This window comes from Streptomyces sp. NPDC006687, from assembly GCF_040636215.1.
Lineage (GTDB): Bacteria > Actinomycetota > Actinomycetes > Streptomycetales > Streptomycetaceae > Streptomyces.
In genome coordinates, this window is the sequence record NZ_JBEYJJ010000010.1 from 25,777 (window position 1) to 48,211 (window position 22,435).

General features: G+C 73.4%; 17 protein-coding genes. 9 read left to right on the forward strand and 8 right to left on the reverse strand.

Features of this window, described 5'->3' with window-relative positions:
- Positions 1 to 46: 46 nt before the first annotated feature.
- Positions 47 to 1,267, reverse strand: a complete 1,221-nt coding sequence (locus tag ABZ716_RS15030) for an aminotransferase class I/II-fold pyridoxal phosphate-dependent enzyme (RefSeq protein WP_358959442.1) — start codon at positions 1,265 to 1,267, stop codon at positions 47 to 49.
- A gap of 310 nt (positions 1,268 to 1,577) precedes the next feature.
- Here ABZ716_RS15030 and ABZ716_RS15035 point away from each other — a divergent pair, with 310 nt between their 5' ends.
- A complete protein-coding gene (locus ABZ716_RS15035) occupies positions 1,578 to 2,405 on the forward strand; it encodes a methyltransferase domain-containing protein (protein ID WP_358959199.1) in 828 nt (275 codons plus the stop codon).
- A 154-nt stretch (positions 2,406 to 2,559) separates the two neighbouring features.
- On the opposite strand, the gene ABZ716_RS15040 is transcribed toward ABZ716_RS15035, so the two are convergent.
- From ABZ716_RS15040 to ABZ716_RS15065, 6 genes are all read right to left on the reverse strand, one after another.
- A complete protein-coding gene (locus tag ABZ716_RS15040) occupies positions 2,560 to 4,548 on the reverse strand; it encodes a DUF5107 domain-containing protein (protein ID WP_358959202.1) in 1,989 nt (662 codons plus the stop codon).
- A 64-nt stretch (positions 4,549 to 4,612) separates the two neighbouring features.
- Entirely contained in the window at positions 4,613 to 5,182 is a 570-nt protein-coding gene (locus ABZ716_RS15045; RefSeq protein ID WP_358959205.1) for a GNAT family protein, read from the reverse strand.
- 9 nt (positions 5,183 to 5,191) lie between these two features.
- A complete protein-coding gene (locus ABZ716_RS15050) occupies positions 5,192 to 7,201 on the reverse strand; it encodes a prolyl oligopeptidase family serine peptidase (RefSeq protein WP_358959207.1) in 2,010 nt (669 codons plus the stop codon).
- A gap of 13 nt (positions 7,202 to 7,214) precedes the next feature.
- Positions 7,215 to 8,600 carry a M20/M25/M40 family metallo-hydrolase gene (locus tag ABZ716_RS15055; protein ID WP_358959444.1) on the reverse strand — a complete coding sequence of 462 codons (1,386 nt, stop codon included), beginning with the start codon at positions 8,598 to 8,600 and terminating at the stop codon, positions 7,215 to 7,217.
- A 1-nt stretch (position 8,601) separates the two neighbouring features.
- Positions 8,602 to 9,435, reverse strand: a complete 834-nt coding sequence (locus ABZ716_RS15060) for a M55 family metallopeptidase (protein WP_358814607.1) — start codon at positions 9,433 to 9,435, stop codon at positions 8,602 to 8,604.
- A gap of 212 nt (positions 9,436 to 9,647) precedes the next feature.
- Entirely contained in the window at positions 9,648 to 10,091 is a 444-nt protein-coding gene (locus tag ABZ716_RS15065) for an SRPBCC family protein (RefSeq protein ID WP_351879953.1), read from the reverse strand.
- A 297-nt stretch (positions 10,092 to 10,388) separates the two neighbouring features.
- On the opposite strand from ABZ716_RS15065, the gene ABZ716_RS15070 reads away from it, so the two are divergent.
- Positions 10,389 to 12,002 (forward strand): alpha/beta hydrolase, encoded by a 1,614-nt coding sequence (locus tag ABZ716_RS15070; protein ID WP_358814606.1) that lies wholly within the window; start codon positions 10,389 to 10,391, stop codon positions 12,000 to 12,002.
- A gap of 32 nt (positions 12,003 to 12,034) precedes the next feature.
- Here the strand turns inward: ABZ716_RS15070 and ABZ716_RS15075 are convergent, their stop codons facing one another.
- On the reverse strand, positions 12,035 to 12,604 hold the full coding sequence (locus ABZ716_RS15075) for an adenylosuccinate lyase (protein WP_358959209.1): 570 nt from the start codon (positions 12,602 to 12,604) through the stop codon (positions 12,035 to 12,037).
- A 459-nt stretch (positions 12,605 to 13,063) separates the two neighbouring features.
- On the opposite strand from ABZ716_RS15075, the gene ABZ716_RS15080 reads away from it, so the two are divergent.
- The 7 genes from ABZ716_RS15080 (at position 13,064) to ABZ716_RS15110 (ending at position 22,350) form a co-directional block, all read left to right on the forward strand.
- Positions 13,064 to 14,866 carry a 3-hydroxyacyl-CoA dehydrogenase NAD-binding domain-containing protein gene (locus tag ABZ716_RS15080; RefSeq protein ID WP_358814604.1) on the forward strand — a complete coding sequence of 601 codons (1,803 nt, stop codon included), beginning with the start codon at positions 13,064 to 13,066 and terminating at the stop codon, positions 14,864 to 14,866.
- A 160-nt stretch (positions 14,867 to 15,026) separates the two neighbouring features.
- Positions 15,027 to 15,842 carry a TetR family transcriptional regulator gene (locus tag ABZ716_RS15085; protein WP_351879941.1) on the forward strand — a complete coding sequence of 272 codons (816 nt, stop codon included), beginning with the start codon at positions 15,027 to 15,029 and terminating at the stop codon, positions 15,840 to 15,842.
- A 390-nt stretch (positions 15,843 to 16,232) separates the two neighbouring features.
- Positions 16,233 to 17,570 carry a crotonyl-CoA carboxylase/reductase gene (gene ccrA, locus ABZ716_RS15090; RefSeq protein ID WP_358814603.1) on the forward strand — a complete coding sequence of 446 codons (1,338 nt, stop codon included), beginning with the start codon at positions 16,233 to 16,235 and terminating at the stop codon, positions 17,568 to 17,570.
- 31 nt (positions 17,571 to 17,601) lie between these two features.
- Entirely contained in the window at positions 17,602 to 19,653 is a 2,052-nt protein-coding gene (locus tag ABZ716_RS15095; protein ID WP_358814602.1) for a protein meaA, read from the forward strand.
- Positions 19,650 to 20,624: a CoA ester lyase gene (locus ABZ716_RS15100; RefSeq protein ID WP_358959211.1), complete on the forward strand. Its 975-nt coding sequence runs from the start codon at positions 19,650 to 19,652 to the stop codon at positions 20,622 to 20,624. The genes ABZ716_RS15095 and ABZ716_RS15100 overlap by 4 nt, the downstream gene beginning before the upstream one ends.
- Positions 20,625 to 20,629: 5 nt before the next feature.
- Positions 20,630 to 21,142 carry a MaoC family dehydratase gene (locus ABZ716_RS15105; RefSeq protein WP_100862510.1) on the forward strand — a complete coding sequence of 171 codons (513 nt, stop codon included), beginning with the start codon at positions 20,630 to 20,632 and terminating at the stop codon, positions 21,140 to 21,142.
- 2 nt (positions 21,143 to 21,144) lie between these two features.
- A complete protein-coding gene (locus tag ABZ716_RS15110; protein WP_358814600.1) occupies positions 21,145 to 22,350 on the forward strand; it encodes an acyl-CoA dehydrogenase family protein in 1,206 nt (401 codons plus the stop codon).
- Positions 22,351 to 22,435 lie beyond the last annotated feature (85 nt).

The window sequence follows — 22,435 nt, forward strand, 5'->3', positions numbered from 1 at the left end:
GGTCTCCGTTTCAGCGGCGGCCCGTTCGGCCGGGCGGACGTCGGCGTCAGTCGGCCAGCCCGGCCAGTACCGAGCCGAGCAGGTCGAGCGCGCCCCGGACGTGCGGCAGGCGCAGCGGGTCGCGGGAGCCGAGGGCGGCGAGCCGCTCCCGCGGGGTGGCGCCCAGGAGCGGGCCGGTCGACAGCCGTACCCGCAGCGCGCCCAGTTCGTCGGCGAACCGCTGCCCGCCGGGGGTGGGCGAGCCCAGCCGTGCGCCGAGCCAGTCCTCCAGCTCCATGGCGTCCCCCACCCCGTGCCGGGCCAGGCCCGTGCGCAGCGGGGTGAGGTCCGCGTAGAGGTGGCGTCCGGCCTGCGGGGGGCGGGCCAGCGCCCCGGCGGCCAGCAGCTCCCGGTGGACGGCCTCCGCCACCGCCCCGTGCAGGGCGGCCGCCGCGTGGGCCCGCCCGCAGATGGGGTCCGGCTCGTCCAGCGCGTACGCGGCGGCCACCGCGACGGGGCCCGCCACCAGGGCGCCGGTGGCGGTGAGGATGTCGAGGGTGCGGGCGCGCAGCCAGGTGCCTCGCGGGGTGGCGGGGAAGCGGGCCACGGCCGCGGGCCAGCCGCCCGGCAGCAGCGCGCCGGAGAGGTCCACCAGCACGGCGGCCGTGTCGGGCAGCATCTCGGCGGGGCTCAGCACCAGCGTGTCGTGCGGCCGGTGGACGGTGTCGCGCCAGCTCTCGTCGCTGACCACGAACAGCCCGGCGCCCGCTGCCGCCTCACACGCCTCCCGCAGCATCTCGGGCGGCGGCACGGTGGCCGTCGGGTCGTCGGCCACCGACAGCAGCAGCACGCGCGGGTCGCCGCCCTCGGCGCGCACCCGCCGTACCGTCTCCAGCAGGGCGTACGGGTCGGGGACGCCGCCGCACTCGGCCGGGGTGGGCACGTGGTAGGCGCGCCGTCCCAGCAGCCGGACCTGCGGGGTCCACCAGGCGGGACAGGGCCGGGGCAGCAGCACGTCGCCCCCGTAGGCGCCGAGCAGGGCGAGCAGCAGGCCGGGCGCGCCGGGTCCGGCGGCGACGTTCTCCGGCTCGGTGGCCAGCCCGCGCCGGGCCCAGTAACGGCAGGCGGCCTCCCGCACGGGGTCCCCGCCGCCCGGGGGCTCGGGGGCGGCCTCGTCGGCGGCTGCGGCGAGGACGTCCCTGAGCTGCGGGAGGACCGGCAGGCCCGGCTCGGGGGCGGGCGGCCCGTACCGGACCGGCCCCCGCCCCTCCGGTGCCAGGCGCCACACCCCGGGCCCGGCCGGCCCCCGCGTCGTCCCCTCGGCCATCCCCGCCACGTGCCCCGCCTTCCCTGCCACTGCCGCTGCCGGTCGACCTGCCCTTTATACGATTATTTCCGGCTGGATGCCCGCTATTCGTTGTATGTCCGCGCCGCGCTTCGGGGGGCGCGCGGGCCCTTCGGGCGGGTCGGCGCTCGGAGCCTGCCGGGGAAGGGCTTGGCGCGCAAGGGGACTGTCCATATGCCAAAACGGCTATCTCAGAGAGCGGTCCGGTCCCCTACGGTGATCACAGCACTTCGACCCCGAGGAGGAGCCCGTCATGAGCGATGCCCGCGCACACGAGACGGCCGTCTACACGCACGGCCACCACGAGTCGGTCCTGCGCTCGCACCGCTGGCGCACCGCCGCCAACTCGGCCGCCTACCTGATCGGTGAGCTGCGGCCCGGTATGCGACTGCTGGACGTGGGGTGCGGCCCCGGCACCATCACCGCGGACCTGGCGGACCTGGTGGGCCCGGGCGGCCGGGTCACGGCGGTCGACGCGGCGCCGGACGTGCTGGACCAGGCGGCCGCGTACGCGGCGGAGCGGGGGCTGGAGGGGGCCGTCGACTTCGCGGTGGCGGACGTCCACGCGCTGGAGTTCCCGGACGACACCTTCGACGTGGTCCACGCCCACCAGGTGCTCCAGCACGTCGGCGACCCGGTACGGGCCCTCCGGGAGATGCGGCGGGTGTGCCGGCCGGGCGGGATCGTGGCGGTGCGGGACGCGGACTACGCGGCGATGACCTGGTATCCGGCGACGCCGGGGCTGGAGGAGTGGCTGGAGCTGTACCGGCGGGTGGCCCGCGCCAACGGCGGCGAGCCGGATGCCGGGCGGCGGCTGCTGTCCTGGGCCCGGGCGGCGGGTTTCACGGAGGTCCGGGCGTCGGCGACGGCGTGGTGCTACGCGACGCCGGAGGAGGTGGCGTGGTGGTCCGGGCTGTGGGCGGACCGGACGACGGCGTCCTCGTACGCGGAGGTCGTGGAGCGGGGGCGGCAGGCGACGGGGGCGCAGCTGGCCGGTATCGCTGCCGCGTGGCGGGAATGGGGGGCGGCCGCCGACGCGTGGTTCTCGGTGCTGAACGGGGAGCTGCTGTGCCGGGCCTGAGCCGGCCGCCGCGCGGAGCCGCCTCCCCGCCCCGCCCTTCACCCGTTCTCTGGGGCTCCGCCCCCGACCCCGCGCCTCAGTCGCCGGCGGGGCTGTCTCCAGCCCCGCCGGCGATCGAGGCCGGGGGCGCCCCGTGCAGCGGCCCCCCGCCCCGCTACGTCGAAGGCCGCATGCGGAAGTCGTACGACGCAGGGAGCGGGGACGGGGAGAGGGTGGACCAGAGGTGGGTGAGGGATTCCTCGCCCTCCCGGAGGTCCGCCGGTTCGAAGCCGTCTTCGAAAACACGCCGGGCCGCGCCCACGTGCCCCTCCGCCGCGAGCAGCCGCGCGGCGAGCAGCCGGAAGCGCCCCTGCTCCCGCAGCGCGGGCCGCAGCCGCTCCCAGACGGCCCGCGCCGCGGCCGGGCGGCCCGCCGCCAGCAGGGCGGTCATGGCCTCCCGGCCGAGCGCGGACTCCGCCGCCTCCCACGCCTCCCCGCCCCGGGTCTCCCCGGCCAGGTCCTCGAACGCCTCCGCGTAGCGGTCGGCCGCCCGCTCCGGGTCACCCGCCAGCGCGTCCGCCACCGCCAGGCAGCGCAGCAGTGGCCACCGCGAGGGGGCCAGCGCCAGCCCGCGCTCCCAGCTGCGTACGGCCTGTGCGGTGTCACCGGCGTGCCACTGGGCCACGCCCAGGTGGTACTCGGTGAGCGGGTCCGCCGGGGCGGTCTCCAGCATGTCCCGCCAGTGCGGGGCGACCAGGCTCGGTCCCGGCGGGACGACCCGCCGCGGGGCGGGGAGGACGCCGGTGCGCCACAACGCCAGCCACGGCTCCTGGGCCTCCTCCAGGGTGGCCTCCGGGAACGGGGTGCCGGGCAGGTCGAAGCCCGCGCGCAGCACCTCCAGCGCGCCCCAGCCCGAGCCCCGCGCCAGCCACTCCCCCGGGCCGCCGTCCGGTTCGGCGTCGGCGCCGGCGCGCCGCCACGCCTCGTGGGCGGCGTCGAGGGTGCCCGGCGGCAGCACCGCGTCGAGCGCCTTCCCGGCCGCCGTACGGGCCGCGCCCCAGTCGGCGCCGTGCACCGCCTCCGGATCCGCGGACAGCGGCCCGTACGCCTCCAGCCAGCTGAACTCCGCCCCGGTGTCCAGCCGTACGTGCTCCAGCTGGGTCCGCGCCAGACCCGCCTGGATCTCCGCGTAGCCTCCGGTGCCGGGCTCCGTCAGCCACTCCTGCCAGCGCCGCCCGCCCGGGCCCGCGCCCCACACGAACAGCTTGCGCCCGCGCAGCACTCCCGTGGACGCCTGCACCAGCCCCTGCCCGGCGGAGTCGAGGGCGGCGATCCAGGGCCGGTCCGCGGCCTCGGGCTCGACCTCGTAGAAGAAGTCGGCGGGGTAGGTGCTCTCCAGCGGGTACGTGCGGTCGGCGTCCTCCCACCGGGGTACGGGGATCCGCCGCAGGGAGCGCTCGTACCCGAAGTGCCAGGCTTCCTCCGCCGGGGCGAGGACCCGTGTGCCGGAGTCCTCGGGGACGGCGGTGTTGGACCACCAGTAGACGGCGGCGGGCCGTTCGTGCGGGTTGCGCACGCGGACCCCGGCGTACAGGAAGTCGGAGTCCTCCGGCAGCCACAGGTCCACCTGGAACGGCAGGTCGCGCAGCCGTTCCCACTCCCACAGCCGGACCATCACGCCCCCGTCGGGCGCCGGGACGAGCGCGGCGTGCAGCGGGGAGCAGGACAGGGCGGTGTGGCCGGTGGCGCCGATGTTCCACTCGATGCCGCCGGAGAACCAGGCCCCGTTGAGGGCGAAGTTCGCGGGCTGGAACACCGGGTTGCGGTAGAGGAGTTCGCGGCCGGTGGGCAGGTGGACGAGCGAGTGGATCCGTCCGCCGAGCCCCGGGAGCACCGTGGCGCGCAGCCGGCCGTTGTCGATGACGAGGGCCTCGAACTCCCGTTCCGTGCGCTGCCGCCCGTATCCGTCGCGGATCCGGACGGGCAGCAGGGAGCGCAGCGGCTCGTGGCCGATCTGGCGGGCCATGTCGCGCGGCAGCCCTTCGCGGGCACGCTCGTCCAGCTCGTGCACCCCGTCGGGGGCGCGCAGGGCGGGCAGGGGGTTGTCGGGGCCCAGGGAGGCGGCGGGGAGGGTCAGTGGGACACGTCGGACGGTGGTGGCCATGGGGAAATGGAACACGCCGCCGCAGCCGGTGCACAGGGGTTCCGCACATCACCACCGGTCAGGATTACGCAAAGGCCCCCGCGCGGGGTTCCGGCGGGGCGGTGAGGGCCCAGCGTTCGTGGTCGCGCCAGGCCCCCGCCACATGGAGGAAGTCCGGGGAGAGGCCCTCGCGGCGGAAGCCCCGCCCGCGGACCAGGGCGATCGAAGCGGCGTTGCCCGGCTGGATGTTCGCCTCCAGCCGGTGCAGGGCCAGGCCGGTCCCGGCGAAGGCGTACGCGAGGAGCAGGTCGAGCCCCTCCCCCAGCAGCCCGCGCCCCGCCGCGTGGGCGAAGGCGCCGTAGCCGAGCGCCCCGCACTGGAAGGCGCCCCGCACGATGTTGTTGACGTTGATGAACCCGGCGATGGCCCCGTCGGCGAGATCGCAGACCAGGAAGCCCGCCCCCGGCGCCCCTTGGGCCAGGCGGGCGGCGTACGGCTCGTACTCCTCAATCGTGGCCGGCGGGAACAGCCAGGGCTCGTGCAGGGCGCGGCTCTCGCGGACCCGGGCGGTGAACTCCGGTCCGTCGGCGGCCCGCAGGGGGCGCAGGCCGACCCGCGGGCCCTGGCTCAGGTACGTGGGGGTGTGAGGAGGCATCGCCCCAGGTTAGACAGCTCGTTCCGGGCGCAGCTCCAGCCGGGGGACGTCGGTCCGGCCGAGGCCGAACACCTGCGAGTAGAGGGAGAGTTCGGCCTCCAGGGCGCGGACCATCGTCTCCGCGCGGCGGAAGCCGTGCCCCTCGCCCTCGAAGGTGAGGTAGGCGTGCGGGACCGCGGGGGTGCGGGCGCGGAGGGCGGCCAGCAGGCGTTCGGCCTGGGCCGGCGGGCAGACGGGGTCCTCCAGGCCCTGGAGGAGGACGAACGGGGCGGTGATCCGGTCGGCGCGGGCGACGGGCGAGCGTTCGCGGCAGCGCAGTTCCAGGGCCTGGGGCGGGCCGGCCAGGCTCTCGGCGTAGTGGGATTCGAGGTCGTGGGTCTCGGTGGCGAAGCCCCTCAGGTCCAGCACCGGGTAGATGATCGCCGCGCAGGCGTACAGGCTCGTGGCGGCCAGGGAGGCGGCGGCCGTCCAGCCGCCCGCGCTGCCGCCCCGGATGGCGAGCCGGGCGGGGTCGGCGGTGCCCTCGTCGGCCAGGGCGCGGGCGACGGCCGCGCAGTCCTCGACGTCCACCACGCCCCACTGTTCGCGCAGCCGTTCGCGGTAGGCGCGGCCGTAGCCGGTGGAGCCGCCGTAGTTCACCTCGACGACGCCGATGCCCCGGGAGGTGAAGTAGGCGATGTGCAGGTCCAGTACGGGCGGCACGTGCGCGGTGGGGCCGCCGTGGGCCCACACCACGTACGGGGGCAGCTCGTCGGCGGGGCCCAGCAGGGCGGGGTGGTGGGGCGGGTAGACGTGGGCGTGGATCTCCCGGCCGCCGGGGCCGGCGAAGGTCCGGCTCTGCGGTTCGGGGTAGTGGGCGGGGTCCACGGGGTCCGCGGCCTGGGCGCCCACCACCCGGGCGTGCCCCGTGGCGGTGTCCAGCTCGACCACCTCGTACGCGCTGCGCGGACTGGCGGCGACCCCGTAGACGCGGGTGCCGCTGACGGCGAGCGAGGGCTGCCAGGCGGTCCACGGCCCGGCGGCGTCGACCAGGTCGCCGCTGTCGGGGTCCAGGACGCCGAGGACGGAGGAGCCCTGGCCGTGCAGCACCGCCAGCAGGCCGTCCGGCAGCGGCGCCAGCCAGGTCAGCCCCGGCTTCCACAGCGGGCCGCCGAACTCCTCCTCCCGGGGGCACAGGGCAACGGGCTCGCCGCCGCCGGGGTCCACCCGGTACGGGTTCCACCAGCCGCTGCGGTCGCTCACCGCGAGCAGGCTCCCGTCCGCGGCCCACGCCGCCTGGGCGACGGCCTCCCGCTCCCCGCCAAGCACCGTACGGGGCGCTGCGAGCGTGCCGTCGGGGCGGACGTCGGCCAGCTGGAGCTCCGTACCGTCCCAGGGCATCCGGGGGTGGTCCCACACCAGCCAGGCGGCGCCGCGCCCGTCCGGGGAGAGCTTCGGCCCGGTACGGAAGCGGTGCCGGTCGTCGGTGAGCTCGGTCACGGCGGTTCGGTCGGTAGCGGCGGACCCGTCCAGCGGGACGGCGGCCGCGACCCGGCGCACGTCCCCCGGGCCGGGGCCGGTGAACTCCTCCAGAACGCACCACACTTCGGCCCCGCGCAGCACCGGGTCGGCCCAGCGCAGCCCGCCGCCGACCGCCGACAGCGGGGTCAGCGGGCGGGGCGCCGGTGCGCCGGGGGCGTCGGGCTCGAAGGCGTACAGCCGCTGGTCGGCGTGGTGGACGAAGACCACCACCGGCCCGCCGTCGGCGCGTTCGGCCCCCGCCCAGGGCAGGCCCCCGTACTCGGTGAGCCGGCTGCGCACGTCCCAGGGGGCGGGCAGCACCGCCCGGGCGGGACCCCCGTCGGCGGGCCGGCGCACCAGGGTGCGGCGGCCGCCCTCCTGGGGCCGGGGCTCGGTCCACCACACCTCGGCGCCGACGGTGCCCAGGTACTCGGGGCGTCCGTCGTGGGCGGCGGCGTGGGCGGCGGTCAGCGGCGAGGGCCAGCTGCCGTAGGGGGCGCAGGCTGCGGCGGCGGTCATCGGCGGGCCCCGCTCACAGGTTCCGCAGCGCGCGGTCCAGGACCCGGACGCCGAAGTGGAGGGCGTCGACGGGGACCCGTTCGTCCACGCCGTGGAAGAGGGCCCAGTAGTCGAAGCCCGGCGGCAGTTTGAGCGGGGAGTAGCCGTAGCCGGTGATGCCGAGGCGGGAGAACTGCTTGGCGTCGGTGCCGCCCGCCATGCAGAAGGGGACGGGGTGCCCGTCGGGGTCGAAGTGCTGGACCGCCTCGCGCAGGACCGCGTACGTCCGCCCGTCCACGGGGGCTTCGAGGGCGACCTCGCGGTGGTGGAACTCCCAGTCCACGCCGGGGCCGGTGAGTTCGTCGAGGACGGCGGCGAACTCGGCCTCGCCGCCGGGCAGGGTGCGGCCGTCAATGTGGGCGATGGCGTGTCCGGGCACCACGTTGAGTTTGTAACCGGCGCTGAACATCGTCGGGTTGGCGCTGTTGCGCAGGGTGGCCTCGACCAGGGCGGCGGCCGGGCCGAGTTTGCCGAGGACCGCTTCGAGGTCGAAGCCGGGGGCGCGCGGGTCCACGGACAGGCCCTGGAGGGCGGCGAGTTCGGTGATGCAGGCGGCGACGGTGGCGGTGAGGCGGACCGGCCACGCGTACGCCCCGATCCGGGCGACGGCGGCGGCGAGCCGGGTGACGGCGTTGTCCGGGTGGGGCTTGGAGCCGTGGCCGGTGCGGCCGTGCGCGGTCAGTCTCAGCCAGGCGGTGCCGCGTTCACCGGCAGCGATGGGGTACAGGGGCCGGCCGGGGCCGGCGTGCAGGGTGAAGGCGCCGGACTCGCTGAGGCCCTCCGTACAGCCCTCGAAGAGGTGCGCATGCTGGTCGGCGAGGAATCCCGAGCCGTCGACGGCGCTGTCCTCCTCGTCGGCGGTGAAGGCGATGACGATGTCCCGCCGGGGCCGTACGCCGGTGCGCGCCCAGGCCCGTACGACGGCCAGCACCATGGCGTCCATGTTCTTCATGTCCACCGCGCCCCGGCCCCAGACCACCCCGTCGCGGACCTCGCCGGAGAAGGGGTCCGTGCTCCAGTCGGCGGCCTCGGCGGGGACCACGTCGAGGTGGCCGTGGACGAGGAGGGCGGGAGCGGAGGGGTCGGTGCCCTCGATGCGGGCCACCACGTTGGTGCGGCCGGGGGTGCGTTCCAGGAGGACGGGGTCCAGTCCGGCGCCGGCGAGGCGTTCGGCGGCGTACTCGGCGGCGGGCCGCTCCCGGCAGTCGCCGCCGCCCCGGTTGCTGGTGTCGATGCGGATCAGCCCGGAGGTGAAGGCGACCGCCTCGTCGAAGGCCGCCGCGTCCAGCGCCGCACCGTCGGGGGCGCCGGTACCGGGATCGAGTGCCGCCACGCAGGGGCCGCCGTCCAGCCGTTCCATGTCAGCCATAGTGCTCCTCCAGAGCCGCCGAGACGACGGTGGTGACCGCTTTGAAGGTCCGGATCCCCTCGTACATGGTCCCGCTGGTGTAGGCGATCCTGCGTTCGCCGGTCCGTTCGACGCCGGGGACGACGGTGGCGGCCATCGACAGGTGCTCCGCGTCGAACTCCACCTCGACCGTGTGCGGCCCGGCGCGCACCGGCTCGTGTCGGACGGCGAGCTCGACGGCCCCGGCCGCGGCGGCCCGGATGTCGGCGGCGGTACGGGCGGGGGTGCGGCAGACGGCCGCGTAGCGCGAGACGTGGTCCTTGACGGCGACGGTGCGCGCGCCGGGGGCGTATCCGGCGGCGTCGGCGCAGGTGAGGTCGTCGCCGGTGACGAGGATGACGGGGACCCCGTACTCGGCGACGACATGGGCGTTGAGCATGCCCTCGCTGGCCCGCCGACCGTCGAGCCAGACCCCGGTGAGGGAGTTGGCGAGGTAGGTGTGGGCGAGGACCCCCTCGGAGCCGGCGCCGGTGTGGTAGCCGACGAAGGCGACGCCGTCGACGTCCCCGTGCTGGACCCCCTCGACCATGGAGAGGGACTTGTGCCGGCCGGTGATCATCTCGGCGCGGGGGTCGAGTTCCTCCAGCAGGAGGTTGCGCATGGTCCAGTGGGCCTCGTTGACGAGGACCTCGTCGGCGCCGCCGTCGTAGAAGCCGAGGACGGCGGCGTTGACGTCGGAGGTGAACATGGCCCGGCAGCGCTCCCACTGCGGGGTCCCCGGCAGCACGTCGGCGGGCCAGGTGACGCCGGTGGCGCCTTCCATGTCGGCGGAGACGAGGATCTTCATCGGGCCCCCGGTGGGTCGGGTCGACAGGGCCCCACCCTAACCGCCCGGCCGCTCCCCGGCCCGGGGCCACGCCCGGGCCGGGCGGGGCGCCGGTCCCGCCCGGCCGGGATGTGGTCCGGGCGCCGGGGGACGCCCGCCGTGGCGGGGGGAATTCCACCCGAACCGGTGAGCCGCCGCAGGGGAGTTGCCCTGACGGCGGCCGGCGGGGCGGGTCAGGCTTCGACCTCGCGGGCCAGGTTGTCCAGGACGGTGTCGTAGATGCGGCCGAGGCCCTTGGGCGCGAAGGTGCGCTCGAAGAAGCCGCCGACGCCGCCCGCGCCGTTCCAGACGGTGCTGACGACGACCTTGGACTTGCCCTCGCCCGCCGGGGTCACCGTCCAGGTGGTGACCATGGAGGAGTTGCGGTCCTTCTCCACGAGCTGCCCGTCCGTGGGCTCGGTGACCTCCAGCAGGCAGTCGCGGACGCGCTTGCTGGTGGCCTGGAGCTTCCAGTGGACCAGGGTGCCCTCGCCGTCGCCGCCCTCGCGCACCTCGTACTCGCTGAAGTGCTCGGGCAGCAGCTTGCTCCGGGTGCCGCTGTAGTCCGCCAGCGCGTCGAAGACGGTGTCCGCGCCGGCCCCGATGATGCGCTCCGTGGTGGCCTCGACCTGCGCCATAGCTGTTCCTCCAGCAGTCGTGTTCACTCTTCGCGGCAAGCCAACCACCTCCGGGGCGGCCGCCAAAATCCGGGGTCGGGCCGGCGCCCGCGCCGCCGGGCCGGGGCGGCGTCCCCGTGCCCTCCCCCGGTCCCTTCCCCCCGGCGCCCGGGTACTCCATCGGGGGGCCGGCGGCCCTCCCCGTGACCCGGACGCCGCCCGAGGGGTCATCACATCGGGCCAATAGGCGGCCCAATCCCGCTTTCCGGGCGCGGTTTCCGGGACGATTCCGCCCAGACCCCTCGGCTGGGAGGCCCCATGCTCCACCCCGTACCGCACCGCCCCGCGAAGCAGCGCGGCCCCGTGAAGAGGCGCGCCGCCCTGCTGCTGGCGATCTCCACGGTCGCCGCCGCGCTGGCGAGCCCCGTCACCGCCGCCGCCCCCGCCCCCGCTCCCGCCCCGGCGGCCGGCGCCGCCGCACTGCGCTGGAGCGGCTGCGCGACGCCCCGCTACCCGACGCTGCAGTGCGCCTCCCTCCGCGTCCCCCTCGACCACGAGCGGCCGGCCGGGCGGCAGATCGCCCTGGCCCTGACCAGGGTCCCGCACACCTCCTCCGCCTCCGCCTTCCAGGGCCCCCTGCTGGTCAACCCGGGCGGCCCGGGCGGCAGCGGCCGCGCCCTGGCGGGGTACGTCGCCTCGGCGCTGCCCAAGGACGTGGCCGCCCGCTACGACGTGATCGGCTTCGACCCCCGGGGCGTGGGCAGGAGCGAGCCCGTCCTGGACTGCGGGGCGGGCCACTTCACGCCCGTACGGCCGGACTCGGTACCGCTGGACGCCGCCACCGAGCGGGCCAACCTGGAGCGGGTGCGCTCCTTCGCCGAGTCCTGCCAGGCGAAGCACGCGGACGTCCTCCCGTACATCGGCACCGTCGCGGCCGCCCGCGACCTGGAGGCGATGCGCACGGCCCTGGGCGCGGAGAAGATCAGCTACTTCGGCTACTCCTACGGCACCTACCTCGGCGCGGTCTACGCCAAGCTCCACCCCGGACGCGTGCACCGGCTGGTGCTGGACTCCGTCGTCGACCCGGCCGGCGTCTGGTACGAGGACAACCTGGCCCAGGACCGGGCCTTCGACGCCCGCCACAAGGCGTTCCTGGCCTGGGTGGCCCAGTACGACTCCACCTACCACCTGGGCACCGACCCGGCCGGGGTGGAGCGGCGCTGGTACGAGATGCGCGAGGCGCTGCGCGGGACCCCGGCCGGCGGGAAGGTGGGCCCGGCGGAGCTGGAGGACACGTACATGCCGGGGGGCTACTACAACGGCTACTGGCCGCACCTGGCCGAGGCGTTCGCGGCGTACGCGGTGAAGCAGGACCCGAAGCCGCTGGTGGCGGCGTACGAGCGGTTCGGGGCGGTGGAGCCCTCTGCGGGCAACGCGTACAGCGTGTACACGGCGGTGCAGTGCCGGGACTCGGCCTGGCCCCGGGACTGGAACACCTGGCGGGCCGACATGTGGCGCACCCACGCGAAGGCGCCCTTCATGACCTGGAACAACGCCTGGTACAACGCGCCGTGCGCGTTCTGGCCGACGGAGCCGCTCCAGGCCCCGGACGTGACGAACACGGCGCTGCCGGGGGCGCTGCTGTTCCAGGCGACGGAGGACGCGGCGACCCCGTACGAGGGCGCGGTGGGCATGCGGCACCGGCTGGCGGGGTCGGCGCTGGTGGTGGAGCAGGGCGGCGGCAACCACGGGATCGCGCTGAGCGGCAACAAGTGCCTGGACGAGAAGCTCGCCGCGTACCTGAGGACGGGTCAGGCGTCCGACGCCACCTGCCCGGCGCAGCCCGCCCCGAAGCCGACGGCGGCGACCCGCGCGCTCCCCTCCTCGGCGGGCGGCGCGGCCCTGCACGGCCTCCTGGGCTTCCGCGGCTGACCCCGGGTGCGGGGGCGGGCCCCGGCGCCGGTTCAGGCGTCGGGGCCGTCTGCCGTGACGCGGCGGAGGGCGTCGGTGGCGGCCAGGGCCAGCCGGGGGTGGGCCTGGGCCCGGACCAGGACCTCGTGGGCCCGGGTGTCGGCCAGGGCGCCCAGCCCCTCCACGCAGGCCAGGGCCACCCGCCAGTACGGGTCGTGCGGGGCCAGCAGCCGCGACAGCGTCGTGATCAGCGCCGGGACGGACTCCGGCGCCCGCAGCGCGGCCAGCAGCCTTACGGGGTGCAGGGCGTAGGCGGTGCGCAGGGTGTTGGTGGCCAGGGCGGCGGCCGCGCGGGCGGTACGGGGGTCGCCGAGCACCCCGAGGGCCTGCGCGGCGGCCGCGCAGCGCGCCGGGTCGCGGTGGTTGAGGAGCAGCACCAGCGGCTCGAAGGCCCGCCGGTCCCGCGCCATGCCGAGCCGGTACGCGGCCAGTTCCCGGGCCCACAGGGGCTGCCCGGGCGAGGTCAGCGAGGCGGCCAGCCCGTCGGGTCCGGCCGCCGCCAGCGCCTCGTACGCGGGAGACCCGCCCGCCTCCGCCCGCAGGCGCTCCAGTACCTCGTTCACGCGGCCACCCTAGGGCCCGGCGGACCGCGCCACGGACGGTTCGCCGGAGCCCGGCTGATCGATCATCGATCGATCGGTACATTTGGGCGGTACAGGTCACATCTCCGCGCTCTGGCGCGCGAGTTACTGCGGGGTTACTGTCGTTTCCATACGCACGGGACCGGCCTGGTGACGCAGCCGCCCCGTGCCAGTCGGTTCCACCGCACCACCCGTCTGCACGGCAGGACCCCGGGACAGGGTCGTGCCGCCCCGGCCACGCGCCCGCTCTGCGGGCGCGATCCCGTCGGGCCCGCCCGCACGGCATCCCCGTACGGCTTTCCACGCACCGCGCCGACGCACGGCCCCGCGCCACGCGTCCCGCTCCGCGTTCCCGTACCACCCCGCCGTAGGGCACCCCGCGCGCACCGTGCGCCGCGCGCGCCTTCCCAGTCGTCACCCTCATTCCACTGGAGTCCCGCGATGGACCTTCCGTCCACGTCCAGTCCCTCCCCCCTCCGCACCATCGCCGTCGTCGGCCTCGGCACCATGGGCGCCGGCATCGCCGAGGTCCTCGCCCGGGCCGGCCGCGAGGTCGTCGGCATCGACATCAGCGAGGCCGCCGCCCGCCGGGCGGCCGGCTCCCTCGCCGCCGCCACGGCCCGCTCGGTGGCCAAGGAGCGGCTCACCGAGCAGGAGCGCGAGGAGGTCCTCGCCCGCTTCCGCACCTCCACGGAGCTCTCCGCCGCCGCCGACGCCGACCTGGTCATCGAGGTGGTCCCGGAGGACTACGACCTCAAGCACCGGGTGTTCGACGAGCTGGACGCCATCGTCCGGCCCGACACCGTCCTGGCCACGGGCACCAACGCGCTGTCCGTGACCCGGCTCGCCGCCGAGTCCCTGCGGCCCGAGCGCGTCCTCGGCATGCACTTCTTCCACCCGGCGCCGGCGATGAAGCTGGTCGAGATCGTCTCCAGCGTGCTCACCTCGCCCATCGCCGTCGAGGCGGTCACCGCCCTCGCCCGCGAGCTGGACAAGGAGCCCGTCGCGGCCGGCGACCGGCCCGGTTTCGTCGCCGACGGCCTGCTCTTCGGCTACCTCAACCAGGCCGCCGCGATGTACGAGGCCAAGTACGCCTCCCGCGAGGACATCGACGCGGCCATGAAGCTCGGCTGCGGCCTGCCCATGGGTCCGCTGGCCCTGCTCGACCTGGTCGGCGTGGACACCGCCCGCACCGTCCTGGAGGCCATGTACGCCTCTTCCGGCGACCGGCTGCACGCCCCGGCCCCGATCCTGGGCCACCTCGTGGAGGCGGGCCTGACCGGGCAGAAGGCCGGCCGCGGCTTCTACACCTACGAGGCCCCGGGCAGCGCGGTGGTCGTCCGCGACCTCCAGACCCCGCTGGACGGCTCCCTGCTGGGCACCGGCCGCCCGGTCCACTCGGTCGGCGTCGCCGGCTCGGGCACCATGGCGAGCGGGATCGCGCAGGTCTTCGCCCAGGCCGGCTACCCGGTGGTGCTGGCCGCCCGCAGCCAGGAGAAGGCACAGGCCGCGAAGGCCGCGATCGGGAAGTCCCTGGACCGTGCGGTGTCCAGGGGCCGCCTGAGCGCGGAGGCCGCGGCGCAGACCCTGGACCTGGTCACCCCGGCCGGGTCGCTGGACGCCTTCGCCGAGGTGGACCTGGCCGTGGAGGCCGTCGCGGAGGACCTGGAGGTCAAGCAGCAGCTCTTCGCGGGCCTGGACAAGGTCTGCAAGCCGGGCGCGGTGCTGGCCACCACCACTTCCTCGCTGCCGGTGATCGCCGTGGCGCGGGCGACCGAGCGTCCGCAGGACGTGATCGGCATGCACTTCTTCAACCCGGCGCCGGCCATGAAGCTGGTCGAGGTGGTCCGCACCGTCCTGACGGCCGACGACGTGCACGCCACCGTCCGCGAGGTCTGCGGGAAGGTCCGCAAGCACGCGGTGGACTGCGGGGACCGGGCGGGGTTCATCGTGAACGCGCTGCTGTTCCCGTACCTGAACAACGCCGTGAAGATGGTCGAGCAGCACTACGCCAGCCTCGACGACATCGACGCCGCGATGAAGCTGGGCGGCGGCTACCCGATGGGGCCCTTCGAGCTCCTCGACGTGGTCGGCCTGGACGTGTCGCTGGCCATCGAGAAGGTGCTCCACCAGGAGTTCCGCGACCCGGGCCTGGCCCCGTCGCCGCTGCTGGAGCACCTGGTCGCGGCGGGCTGCCTGGGCCGGAAGACCGGCCGCGGATTCCGTGAGCACGCCCGCCGGTAAGCCGGACCCCGAGCAGGATGCGTGGGGAGGGCTGCTCGGGTCCGCCGGACCCTCACGGCGGACACACCCTCCCGAGCCCAGTGCGGGCCCTCCCCCGCATCCACCCCCCGCCCACCCCCCTCCGGCGCGCGCGCCCGCCCGGATGAAGTACTTTCGCTCTATGTCCCAGCCCGCCAAGACCTCCCCCCGCGCCGCATCGGCCTCCGACGCCCCCGAGGGCACGGCGGGCAGCCGGGCGGCCGCCCAGCGCCTGAAGATGCGCCGCGAGCTCGCGGCGGCGGCCATGGAGCTGTTCGCGACGAAGGGGTACGAGGCCACGACGGTCGACGAGATCGCCGCGGCCGCCGGGGTGGCGCGGCGGACCTTCTTCCGGCACTTCCGCTCCAAGGAAGAGGCCATCTTCCCGGACCACGACGACACCCTGACCCGGGCCGAGGCGGTCCTGGACGTGGCCCCGGCGCACGAGCACCCGCTCGACACGGTGTGCCGGGGGATCAAGGAAGTCATGAAGATGTACGCGGCCTCGCCCGCGGTGTCGGTGGAGCGCTACCGGCTGACCCGCGAGGTACCGGCGCTGCGGGAGCGGGAGATCGCCTCGGTGGCCCGCTACGAGCGGCTGTTCACCCGCTACCTGCTGGCCCATTTCGACGAGACCGAGCCCCACGACGGCAACGACGACCCGCTGCTGGCGGAGGTGGCCGCCTCGGCGGTGGTGACCGCGCACAACCACGTGCTGCGGCGCTGGCTGCGGGCCGGCGGCCAGGGGGACGTGGAGGCGCAGCTGGACCACGCCTTCGGGATCGTCCGCAAGACCTTCGGCTCCGGGATCGGCGCCGGCCGCTCGCAGGACGGCTCGGCGCCGGCCCCGCAGGCGGCGGTGCGCACCGAGGGCGAGGTCCTCGTCGCGGTGGCGCGGACCGACGCCCCGCTGGACGAGGTCATGCGGACCATCGAGGAAGCACTCAAGAACAAGTAGTCGCTCTCGTCACAGTGGCCGCTCCCGTTTCGGGGGCGGCCGCTTTGGTTTGTCCGGGTTGCCCCTACTCGTGAGTAACTCTGATCGATCATCGCTCATGTGCGCAGGTCAATCGGCAAATGAGAGAATTTTTTGGCACGCAGTGCCTTGCCGAGTGACACGGGGTGCCATACGTTGAATCTCGTCCGGACGTCCCCGCGGTCCACGCCCACTCGGCACGGAACGCGCCCCGGATGCCTGCGTCACCAGGCCCCCGCCCGCCCCACCACAGGCGCGGCCGCCCCACAGCACCGCCGGACCGACGGCACTCGCAGCACCCGCACCACCGCTCCCCCGCACCTACCGATCCCTCAGCGCACCCTCAACCAGCGCTCAGCCGGAGGCAACACCGTGAAGGACATCCTGGACGCGATTCAGTCGCAGTCCGCCACCGCCGCAGACTTCGCGGCGCTGCCGCTGCCCGACTCGTACCGCGCGATCACCGTGCACAAGGACGAGACCGAGATGTTCGACGGGCTCGCCAGCCGCGACAAGGACCCCCGCAAGTCCCTGCACCTGGACCAGGTCCCGGTGCCGGAACTCGGCCCGGGCGAGGCCCTGGTGGCCGTCATGGCCTCCTCGGTCAACTACAACTCCGTGTGGACCTCGATCTTCGAGCCGGTGTCCACCTTCAGCTTCCTGGAGCGCTACGGGCGCCTGTCGGAGCTCACCAAGCGCCACGACCTCCCGTACCACATCATCGGCTCCGACCTCGCGGGCGTCGTCCTGCGCACCGGCCCCGGCGTCAACTCCTGGAAGCCCGGCGACGAGGTCGTCGCGCACTGCCTGTCGGTGGAGCTGGAGTCCTCCGACGGCCACAACGACACGATGCTCGACCCCGAGCAGCGCATCTGGGGCTTCGAGACCAACTTCGGCGGCCTCGCGGAGATCGCCCTGGTCAAGTCCAACCAGCTGATGCCCAAGCCCGGCCACCTCAGCTGGGAGGAGGCCGCCTCCCCCGGCCTGGTCAACTCCACCGCCTACCGCCAGCTGGTCTCCCGCAACGGCGCCGGCATGAAGCAGGGCGACAACGTCCTGATCTGGGGCGCCAGCGGCGGCCTCGGCTCCTACGCCACCCAGTTCGCCCTCGCCGGCGGCGCCAACCCGATCTGCGTGGTCTCCTCCCCGGAGAAGGCCGAGATCTGCCGCTCCATGGGCGCGGAGGCGGTCATCGACCGCAACGCCGAGGGCTACAAGTTCTGGAAGGACGAGCGGACCCAGGACCCCAAGGAGTGGAAGCGCTTCGGCAAGCGCATCCGCGAGCTGACCGGCGGCGAGGACATCGACATCGTCTTCGAGCACCCGGGCCGCGAGACCTTCGGCGCCTCCGTCTACGTCACCCGCAAGGGCGGCACCATCACCACCTGCGCCTCCACCTCCGGGTACATGCACGAGTACGACAACCGCTACCTGTGGATGTCGCTGAAGCGGATCATCGGCTCGCACTTCGCCAACTACCGCGAGGCGTGGGAGGCCAACCGCCTGATCGCCAAGGGCAAGATCCACCCGACCCTGTCGAAGGTCTACTCCCTGGAGGACACCGGCCAGGCGGCGTACGACGTCCACCGCAACCTCCACCAGGGCAAGGTCGGCGTCCTCGCGCTCGCCCCCGAGGAGGGCCTGGGCGTCCGCGACCACGAGATGCGCGCCCAGCACCTCGACGCCATCAACCGCTTCCGCAACATCTGAGACGCCCCAAGGGCCTGAGGGACAGCCTGAGATGACAGAGCGCCAGAAAGACCGTCCGTGGCTCATGCGGACGTACGCCGGCCACTCCACCGCCGAGGCGTCCAACGAGCTGTACCGCCGCAACCTCGCCAAGGGGCAGACCGGCCTGTCGGTGGCCTTCGACCTGCCGACGCAGACCGGCTACGACCCGGACCACGTCCTCGCCCGCGGCGAGGTCGGCCGGGTCGGGGTCCCCGTCTCCCATCTGGGCGACATGCGGCGGCTGTTCCAGGACATCCCCCTGGAGCAGATGAACACCTCGATGACGATCAACGCCACCGCCATGTGGCTGCTGGCGCTCTACCAGGTGGCCGCCGAGGAGCAGGGGGCGGACATCTCCCAGCTCCAGGGCACCACCCAGAACGACATCGTCAAGGAGTACCTCTCGCGCGGGACGCACGTCTTCCCGCCGGGACCCTCGCTCCGCCTGACGACGGACATGATCGCGTACACGGTCAACCACATCCCGAAGTGGAACCCGATCAACATCTGCTCGTACCACCTCCAGGAGGCGGGGGCCACCCCGGTCCAGGAGATCGCGTACGCGATGTCGACCGCGATCGCCGTCCTGGACTCGGTGCGCGACTCCGGGCAGGTCCCGGAGGAACGTTTCGGTGAGGTGGTCGCCCGTATCTCCTTCTTCGTGAACGCGGGCGTCCGCTTCATCGAGGAGATGTGCAAGATGCGCGCCTTCGGCCGCATCTGGGACAAGGTCACCCGCGAGCGCTACGGCATCGAGGACCCCAAGCAGCGCCGCTTCCGCTACGGGGTCCAGGTCAACTCCCTCGGCCTGACCGAGGCGCAGCCGGAGAACAACGTCCAGCGCATCGTCCTGGAGATGCTGGCCGTCACCCTGTCCAAGGACGCCCGCGCCCGCGCCGTGCAGCTGCCCGCCTGGAACGAGGCGCTGGGCCTGCCCCGGCCCTGGGACCAGCAGTGGTCGCTGCGCATCCAGCAGGTCCTCGCCCACGAGAGCGACCTGCTGGAGTACGAGGACATCTTCGCCGGCTCGCACGTCATCGAGGCCAAGGTCGGGTCGCTGGTCGACGACTGCCTGGCCGAGATCGACCGGATCCAGGAGATGGGCGGCGCGATGGCCGCCGTCGAGTCCGGATACCTGAAGTCCCAGCTGGTCTCCTCGCACGCCGAGCGGCGCGCCCGGATCGAGTCCGGCGAGGACAAGATCGTCGGGGTGAACTGCTTCCAGCAGACCGAGGAGAACCCGCTCACCGCCGACCTCGACGGCGCCATCATGACGGTGGACGCGGCAGTCGAGGAGCTGACCGTCGAGCGGATCCGGCGCTGGCGCGCCGAGCGCCAGGAGGCGTCGGACCGGCAGGGCGGGGGCGACCCGTACGTCTTCCCGACCGTCGGCCAGAGCCTGGAGCGGCTGAAGGAGGCCGCGGCGGGCACCGAGAACCTCATGGAGGCCACCCTGGAGTGCGCCCGCGCCGGTGTCACCACCGGCGAGTGGGCGAGCGCCCTGCGCGAGGTCTTCGGCGAGTTCCGCGCCCCCACCGGAGTCTCCTCGGCTCCGGTGGCGGTCACCGCCGAGGAGGGCACGCCGATGGCCCTGGTCCGCGAGAAGGTCGCCCGCACGGCCGAGGAGCTGGGCTGCGGCCGGCTGCGGCTGCTGGTCGGCAAGCCCGGCCTGGACGGGCACTCCAACGGCGCCGAGCAGATCGCCGTCCGGGCCCGCGACGCCGGCTTCGAGGTGGTCTACCAGGGCATCCGGCTGACGCCCGAGGAGATCGCGACGGCGGCGCTGGCCGAGGACGTGCACTGCGTGGGACTGTCCATCCTGTCCGGTTCGCACAGCGCTCTCGTCCCGGACGTGCTGGAACGCCTGCGTCTCGCGGGGGCGGGCGACATACCCGTCATCGTGGGCGGCATCATCCCCAACGCCGACGCGGTGACACTGAAGGAGGCCGGAGTCGCCGCCGTCTTCACACCCAAGGACTTCGGCATCACGGAGATCATCGGCCGTATCGTCGACGAGATCCGCACAGCGAACAAGCTCGACCCCATGGAGGTTCCCGCATGACCACGCCCGCTTCCCCGGTGAACCGGCTGCGGCCGCGCCGCTCCTGCCTCGCGGTGCCGGGTTCGAACCCGCGTTTCCTGGAGAAGGCCCAGGGCCTGCCGGCCGACCAGGTCTTCCTCGACCTGGAGGACGCCTGTGCGCCGCTCGCCAAGCCCGAGGCGCGCCACACCATCGTCAAGTTCCTGAACGAGGGCGACTGGACCGGCAAGACCCGGGTCGTGCGCGTCAACGACTGGACCACCCACTGGACGTACCGGGACGTCGTCACGGTCGTCGAGGGCGCGGGCCAGAACCTCGACTGCATCATGCTGCCGAAGGTCCAGGACGCCCAGCAGGTCGTGGCGCTGGACCTGCTGCTGACGCAGATCGAGAAGACGATGGGCTTCGAGGTCGGCAAGATCGGCATCGAGGCGCAGATCGAGAACGCCCAGGGCCTCAACAACGTCAACGCGATCGCGCAGGCGTCCCAGCGCGTGGAGACGATCATCTTCGGGCCGGCCGACTTCATGGCCTCGATCAACATGAAGTCGCTGGTCGTGGGCGAGCAGCCGCCCGGCTACCCGGCGGACGCCTACCACTACATCCTGATGAAGATCCTGATGGCCGCCCGGGCGAACAACCTGCAGGCGATCGACGGCCCCTACCTCCAGATCAAGAACGTCGACGGGTACCGCGAGGTGGCCGGGCGGGCCGCCGCCCTCGGCTTCGACGGCAAGTGGGTGCTGCACCCGGGCCAGGTCGAGGCGGCCAACGAGGTCTTCTCCCCCTCCCAGGCCGACTACGACCACGCCGAGCTGATCCTCGACGCGTACGAGTGGTGCACCTCCGAGGCGGGCGGCAAGAAGGGCTCCGCGATGCTCGGCGACGAGATGATCGACGAGGCCAGCCGCAAGATGGCCCTGGTCATCGCGGGCAAGGGCCGTGCCGCCGGGATGCAGCGCACCAGCAAGTTCGAGATCCCGGGAGCCTGAGCACCATGCAGTTCGGACGCACGTACGAGGAGTTCGAGGTCGGCGCGGTCTACAAGCACTGGCCCGGGAAGACGGTCACGGAGTACGACGACCACCTCTTCTGTCTGCTGACCATGAACCACCACCCGCTGCACATGGACAGCAACTACGCCGAGAACACGACCGACTTCGGCAAGAACGTGGTCGTGGGCAACTACATCTACTCCCTGCTGCTGGGCATGTCCGTGCCGGACGTCTCCGGGAAGGCCATCGCCAACCTGGAGATCGAGTCCCTGCGGCACGTGGCGCCGACCTTCCACGGCGACACGATCTACGGCGAGACCACCGTGCTCGACAAGACCCCGTCGAAGTCGAAGGACGACCGCGGGATCGTGTACGTGGAGACCAAGGGCTACAAGCAGGACGGCACCCTCGTCTGCGTCTTCCGGCGCAAGGTGATGGTCCCGACCGAGACGTACATCAAGGCGCGCGGCGGCGAACAGCCCGGCCGCCCGGAGCTGAAGACGCAGGAGAAGTAGCCATGGCCCGACTCGCCCAGACCGCCGGGCTCACGGACGTCCAGCAGGAGATCCTGAAGACCGTCCGGGAGTTCGTCGACAAGGAGATCATCCCGGTCGCGACCGAGCTGGAGCACCGCGACGAGTACCCGCAGCAGATCGTGGACGGGCTCAAGGAGCTCGGCCTCTTCGGCCTGATGATCCCCGAGGAGTACGGCGGTCTGGGTGAGTCGCTGCTCACCTACGCGCTGTGCGTCGAGGAGATAGCCCGTGGCTGGATGTCCGTCTCGGGCATCATCAACACCCACTTCATCGTGGCGTACATGCTCAAGCAGCACGGCACGCAGGAGCAGAAGGACCACTTCCTGCCGCGCATGGCGCTGGGCGAGGTGCGCGGCGCGTTCTCGATGTCCGAGCCGGGGCTGGGCTCCGATGTGTCGGCCATCACCTCCAAGGGCGTCAGGGACGGCGACGAGTACGTCCTGAACGGCCAGAAGATGTGGCTGACGAACGGCGGCACCTCCACCCTGGTGGCCGTCCTGTGCCGGAGTGACGAAGGACACCCCGAGGGCACCGCCCCCCACAAGTCGATGACCACCTTCCTCGTCGAGAAGGAGCCGGGCTTCGGGGAGGTCCGTCCGGGTCTGACCATCCCGGGCAAGATCGACAAGATGGGCTACAAGGGGGTCGACACCACCGAGCTGATCATGGACGGACTGCGCATTCCGGCCAATCGGGTTCTCGGCGGGCAGACGGGCCGAGGGTTTTACCAAATGATGGACGGGGTCGAGGTCGGCCGCGTCAACGTGGCGGCCCGTGGCTGCGGCGTCGCGCAGCGTGCCTTCGAGCTCGGTGTCTCCTATGCCCAGCAACGTCACACTTTCGGCAAGCCGATCGCCCAGCATCAGGCCATCCAGTTCAAGCTGGCCGAAATGGCTACCAAGGTCGAAGCGGCCCATGCCATGATGGTGAACGCAGCACGCAAAAAGGACTCCGGGGAACGAAACGACCTCGAAGCCGGCATGGCGAAGTACCTCGCCTCCGAATACTGCAAGGAGGTCGTCGAAGATGCCTTCCGCATCCACGGCGGCTACGGATTCTCGAAGGAGTACGAGATCGAGCGCCTCTACCGGGAGGCCCCGATGCTTCTGATCGGTGAAGGTACCGCCGAGATCCAGAAAATGATCATCGGGCGCCGTCTGTTGGAGGAGTACCGAGTCCAGGGCTGAAAGTCCGTTTTGCAGTGATTCATCCCACGGTTTTCCGTGGGAGAGTCACTGCCAGTCACTGGCTGGGGGCCATCGACTCGGCTTC

Coding starts and splice junctions, on each gene's coding strand:
- ABZ716_RS15060 (WP_358814607.1), bottom strand. CDS start 9,435: ATGAAGATCCTCGTCTCCGCCGACATGGAAGGCGCCACCGGCGTCACC.
- ABZ716_RS15110 (WP_358814600.1), top strand. CDS start 21,145: ATGGCCCGACTCGCCCAGACCGCCGGGCTCACGGACGTCCAGCAGGAG.
- ABZ716_RS15040 (WP_358959202.1), bottom strand. CDS start 4,548: ATGGCCACCACCGTCCGACGTGTCCCACTGACCCTCCCCGCCGCCTCC.
- ABZ716_RS15095 (WP_358814602.1), top strand. CDS start 17,602: ATGACAGAGCGCCAGAAAGACCGTCCGTGGCTCATGCGGACGTACGCC.
- ABZ716_RS15065 (WP_351879953.1), bottom strand. CDS start 10,091: ATGGCGCAGGTCGAGGCCACCACGGAGCGCATCATCGGGGCCGGCGCG.
- ABZ716_RS15105 (WP_100862510.1), top strand. CDS start 20,630: ATGCAGTTCGGACGCACGTACGAGGAGTTCGAGGTCGGCGCGGTCTAC.
- ABZ716_RS15035 (WP_358959199.1), top strand. CDS start 1,578: ATGAGCGATGCCCGCGCACACGAGACGGCCGTCTACACGCACGGCCAC.
- ABZ716_RS15100 (WP_358959211.1), top strand. CDS start 19,650: ATGACCACGCCCGCTTCCCCGGTGAACCGGCTGCGGCCGCGCCGCTCC.
- ABZ716_RS15045 (WP_358959205.1), bottom strand. CDS start 5,182: ATGCCTCCTCACACCCCCACGTACCTGAGCCAGGGCCCGCGGGTCGGC.
- ABZ716_RS15070 (WP_358814606.1), top strand. CDS start 10,389: ATGCTCCACCCCGTACCGCACCGCCCCGCGAAGCAGCGCGGCCCCGTG.
- ABZ716_RS15085 (WP_351879941.1), top strand. CDS start 15,027: ATGTCCCAGCCCGCCAAGACCTCCCCCCGCGCCGCATCGGCCTCCGAC.
- ABZ716_RS15080 (WP_358814604.1), top strand. CDS start 13,064: ATGGACCTTCCGTCCACGTCCAGTCCCTCCCCCCTCCGCACCATCGCC.
- ABZ716_RS15055 (WP_358959444.1), bottom strand. CDS start 8,600: ATGGAACGGCTGGACGGCGGCCCCTGCGTGGCGGCACTCGATCCCGGT.
- ABZ716_RS15050 (WP_358959207.1), bottom strand. CDS start 7,201: ATGACCGCCGCCGCAGCCTGCGCCCCCTACGGCAGCTGGCCCTCGCCG.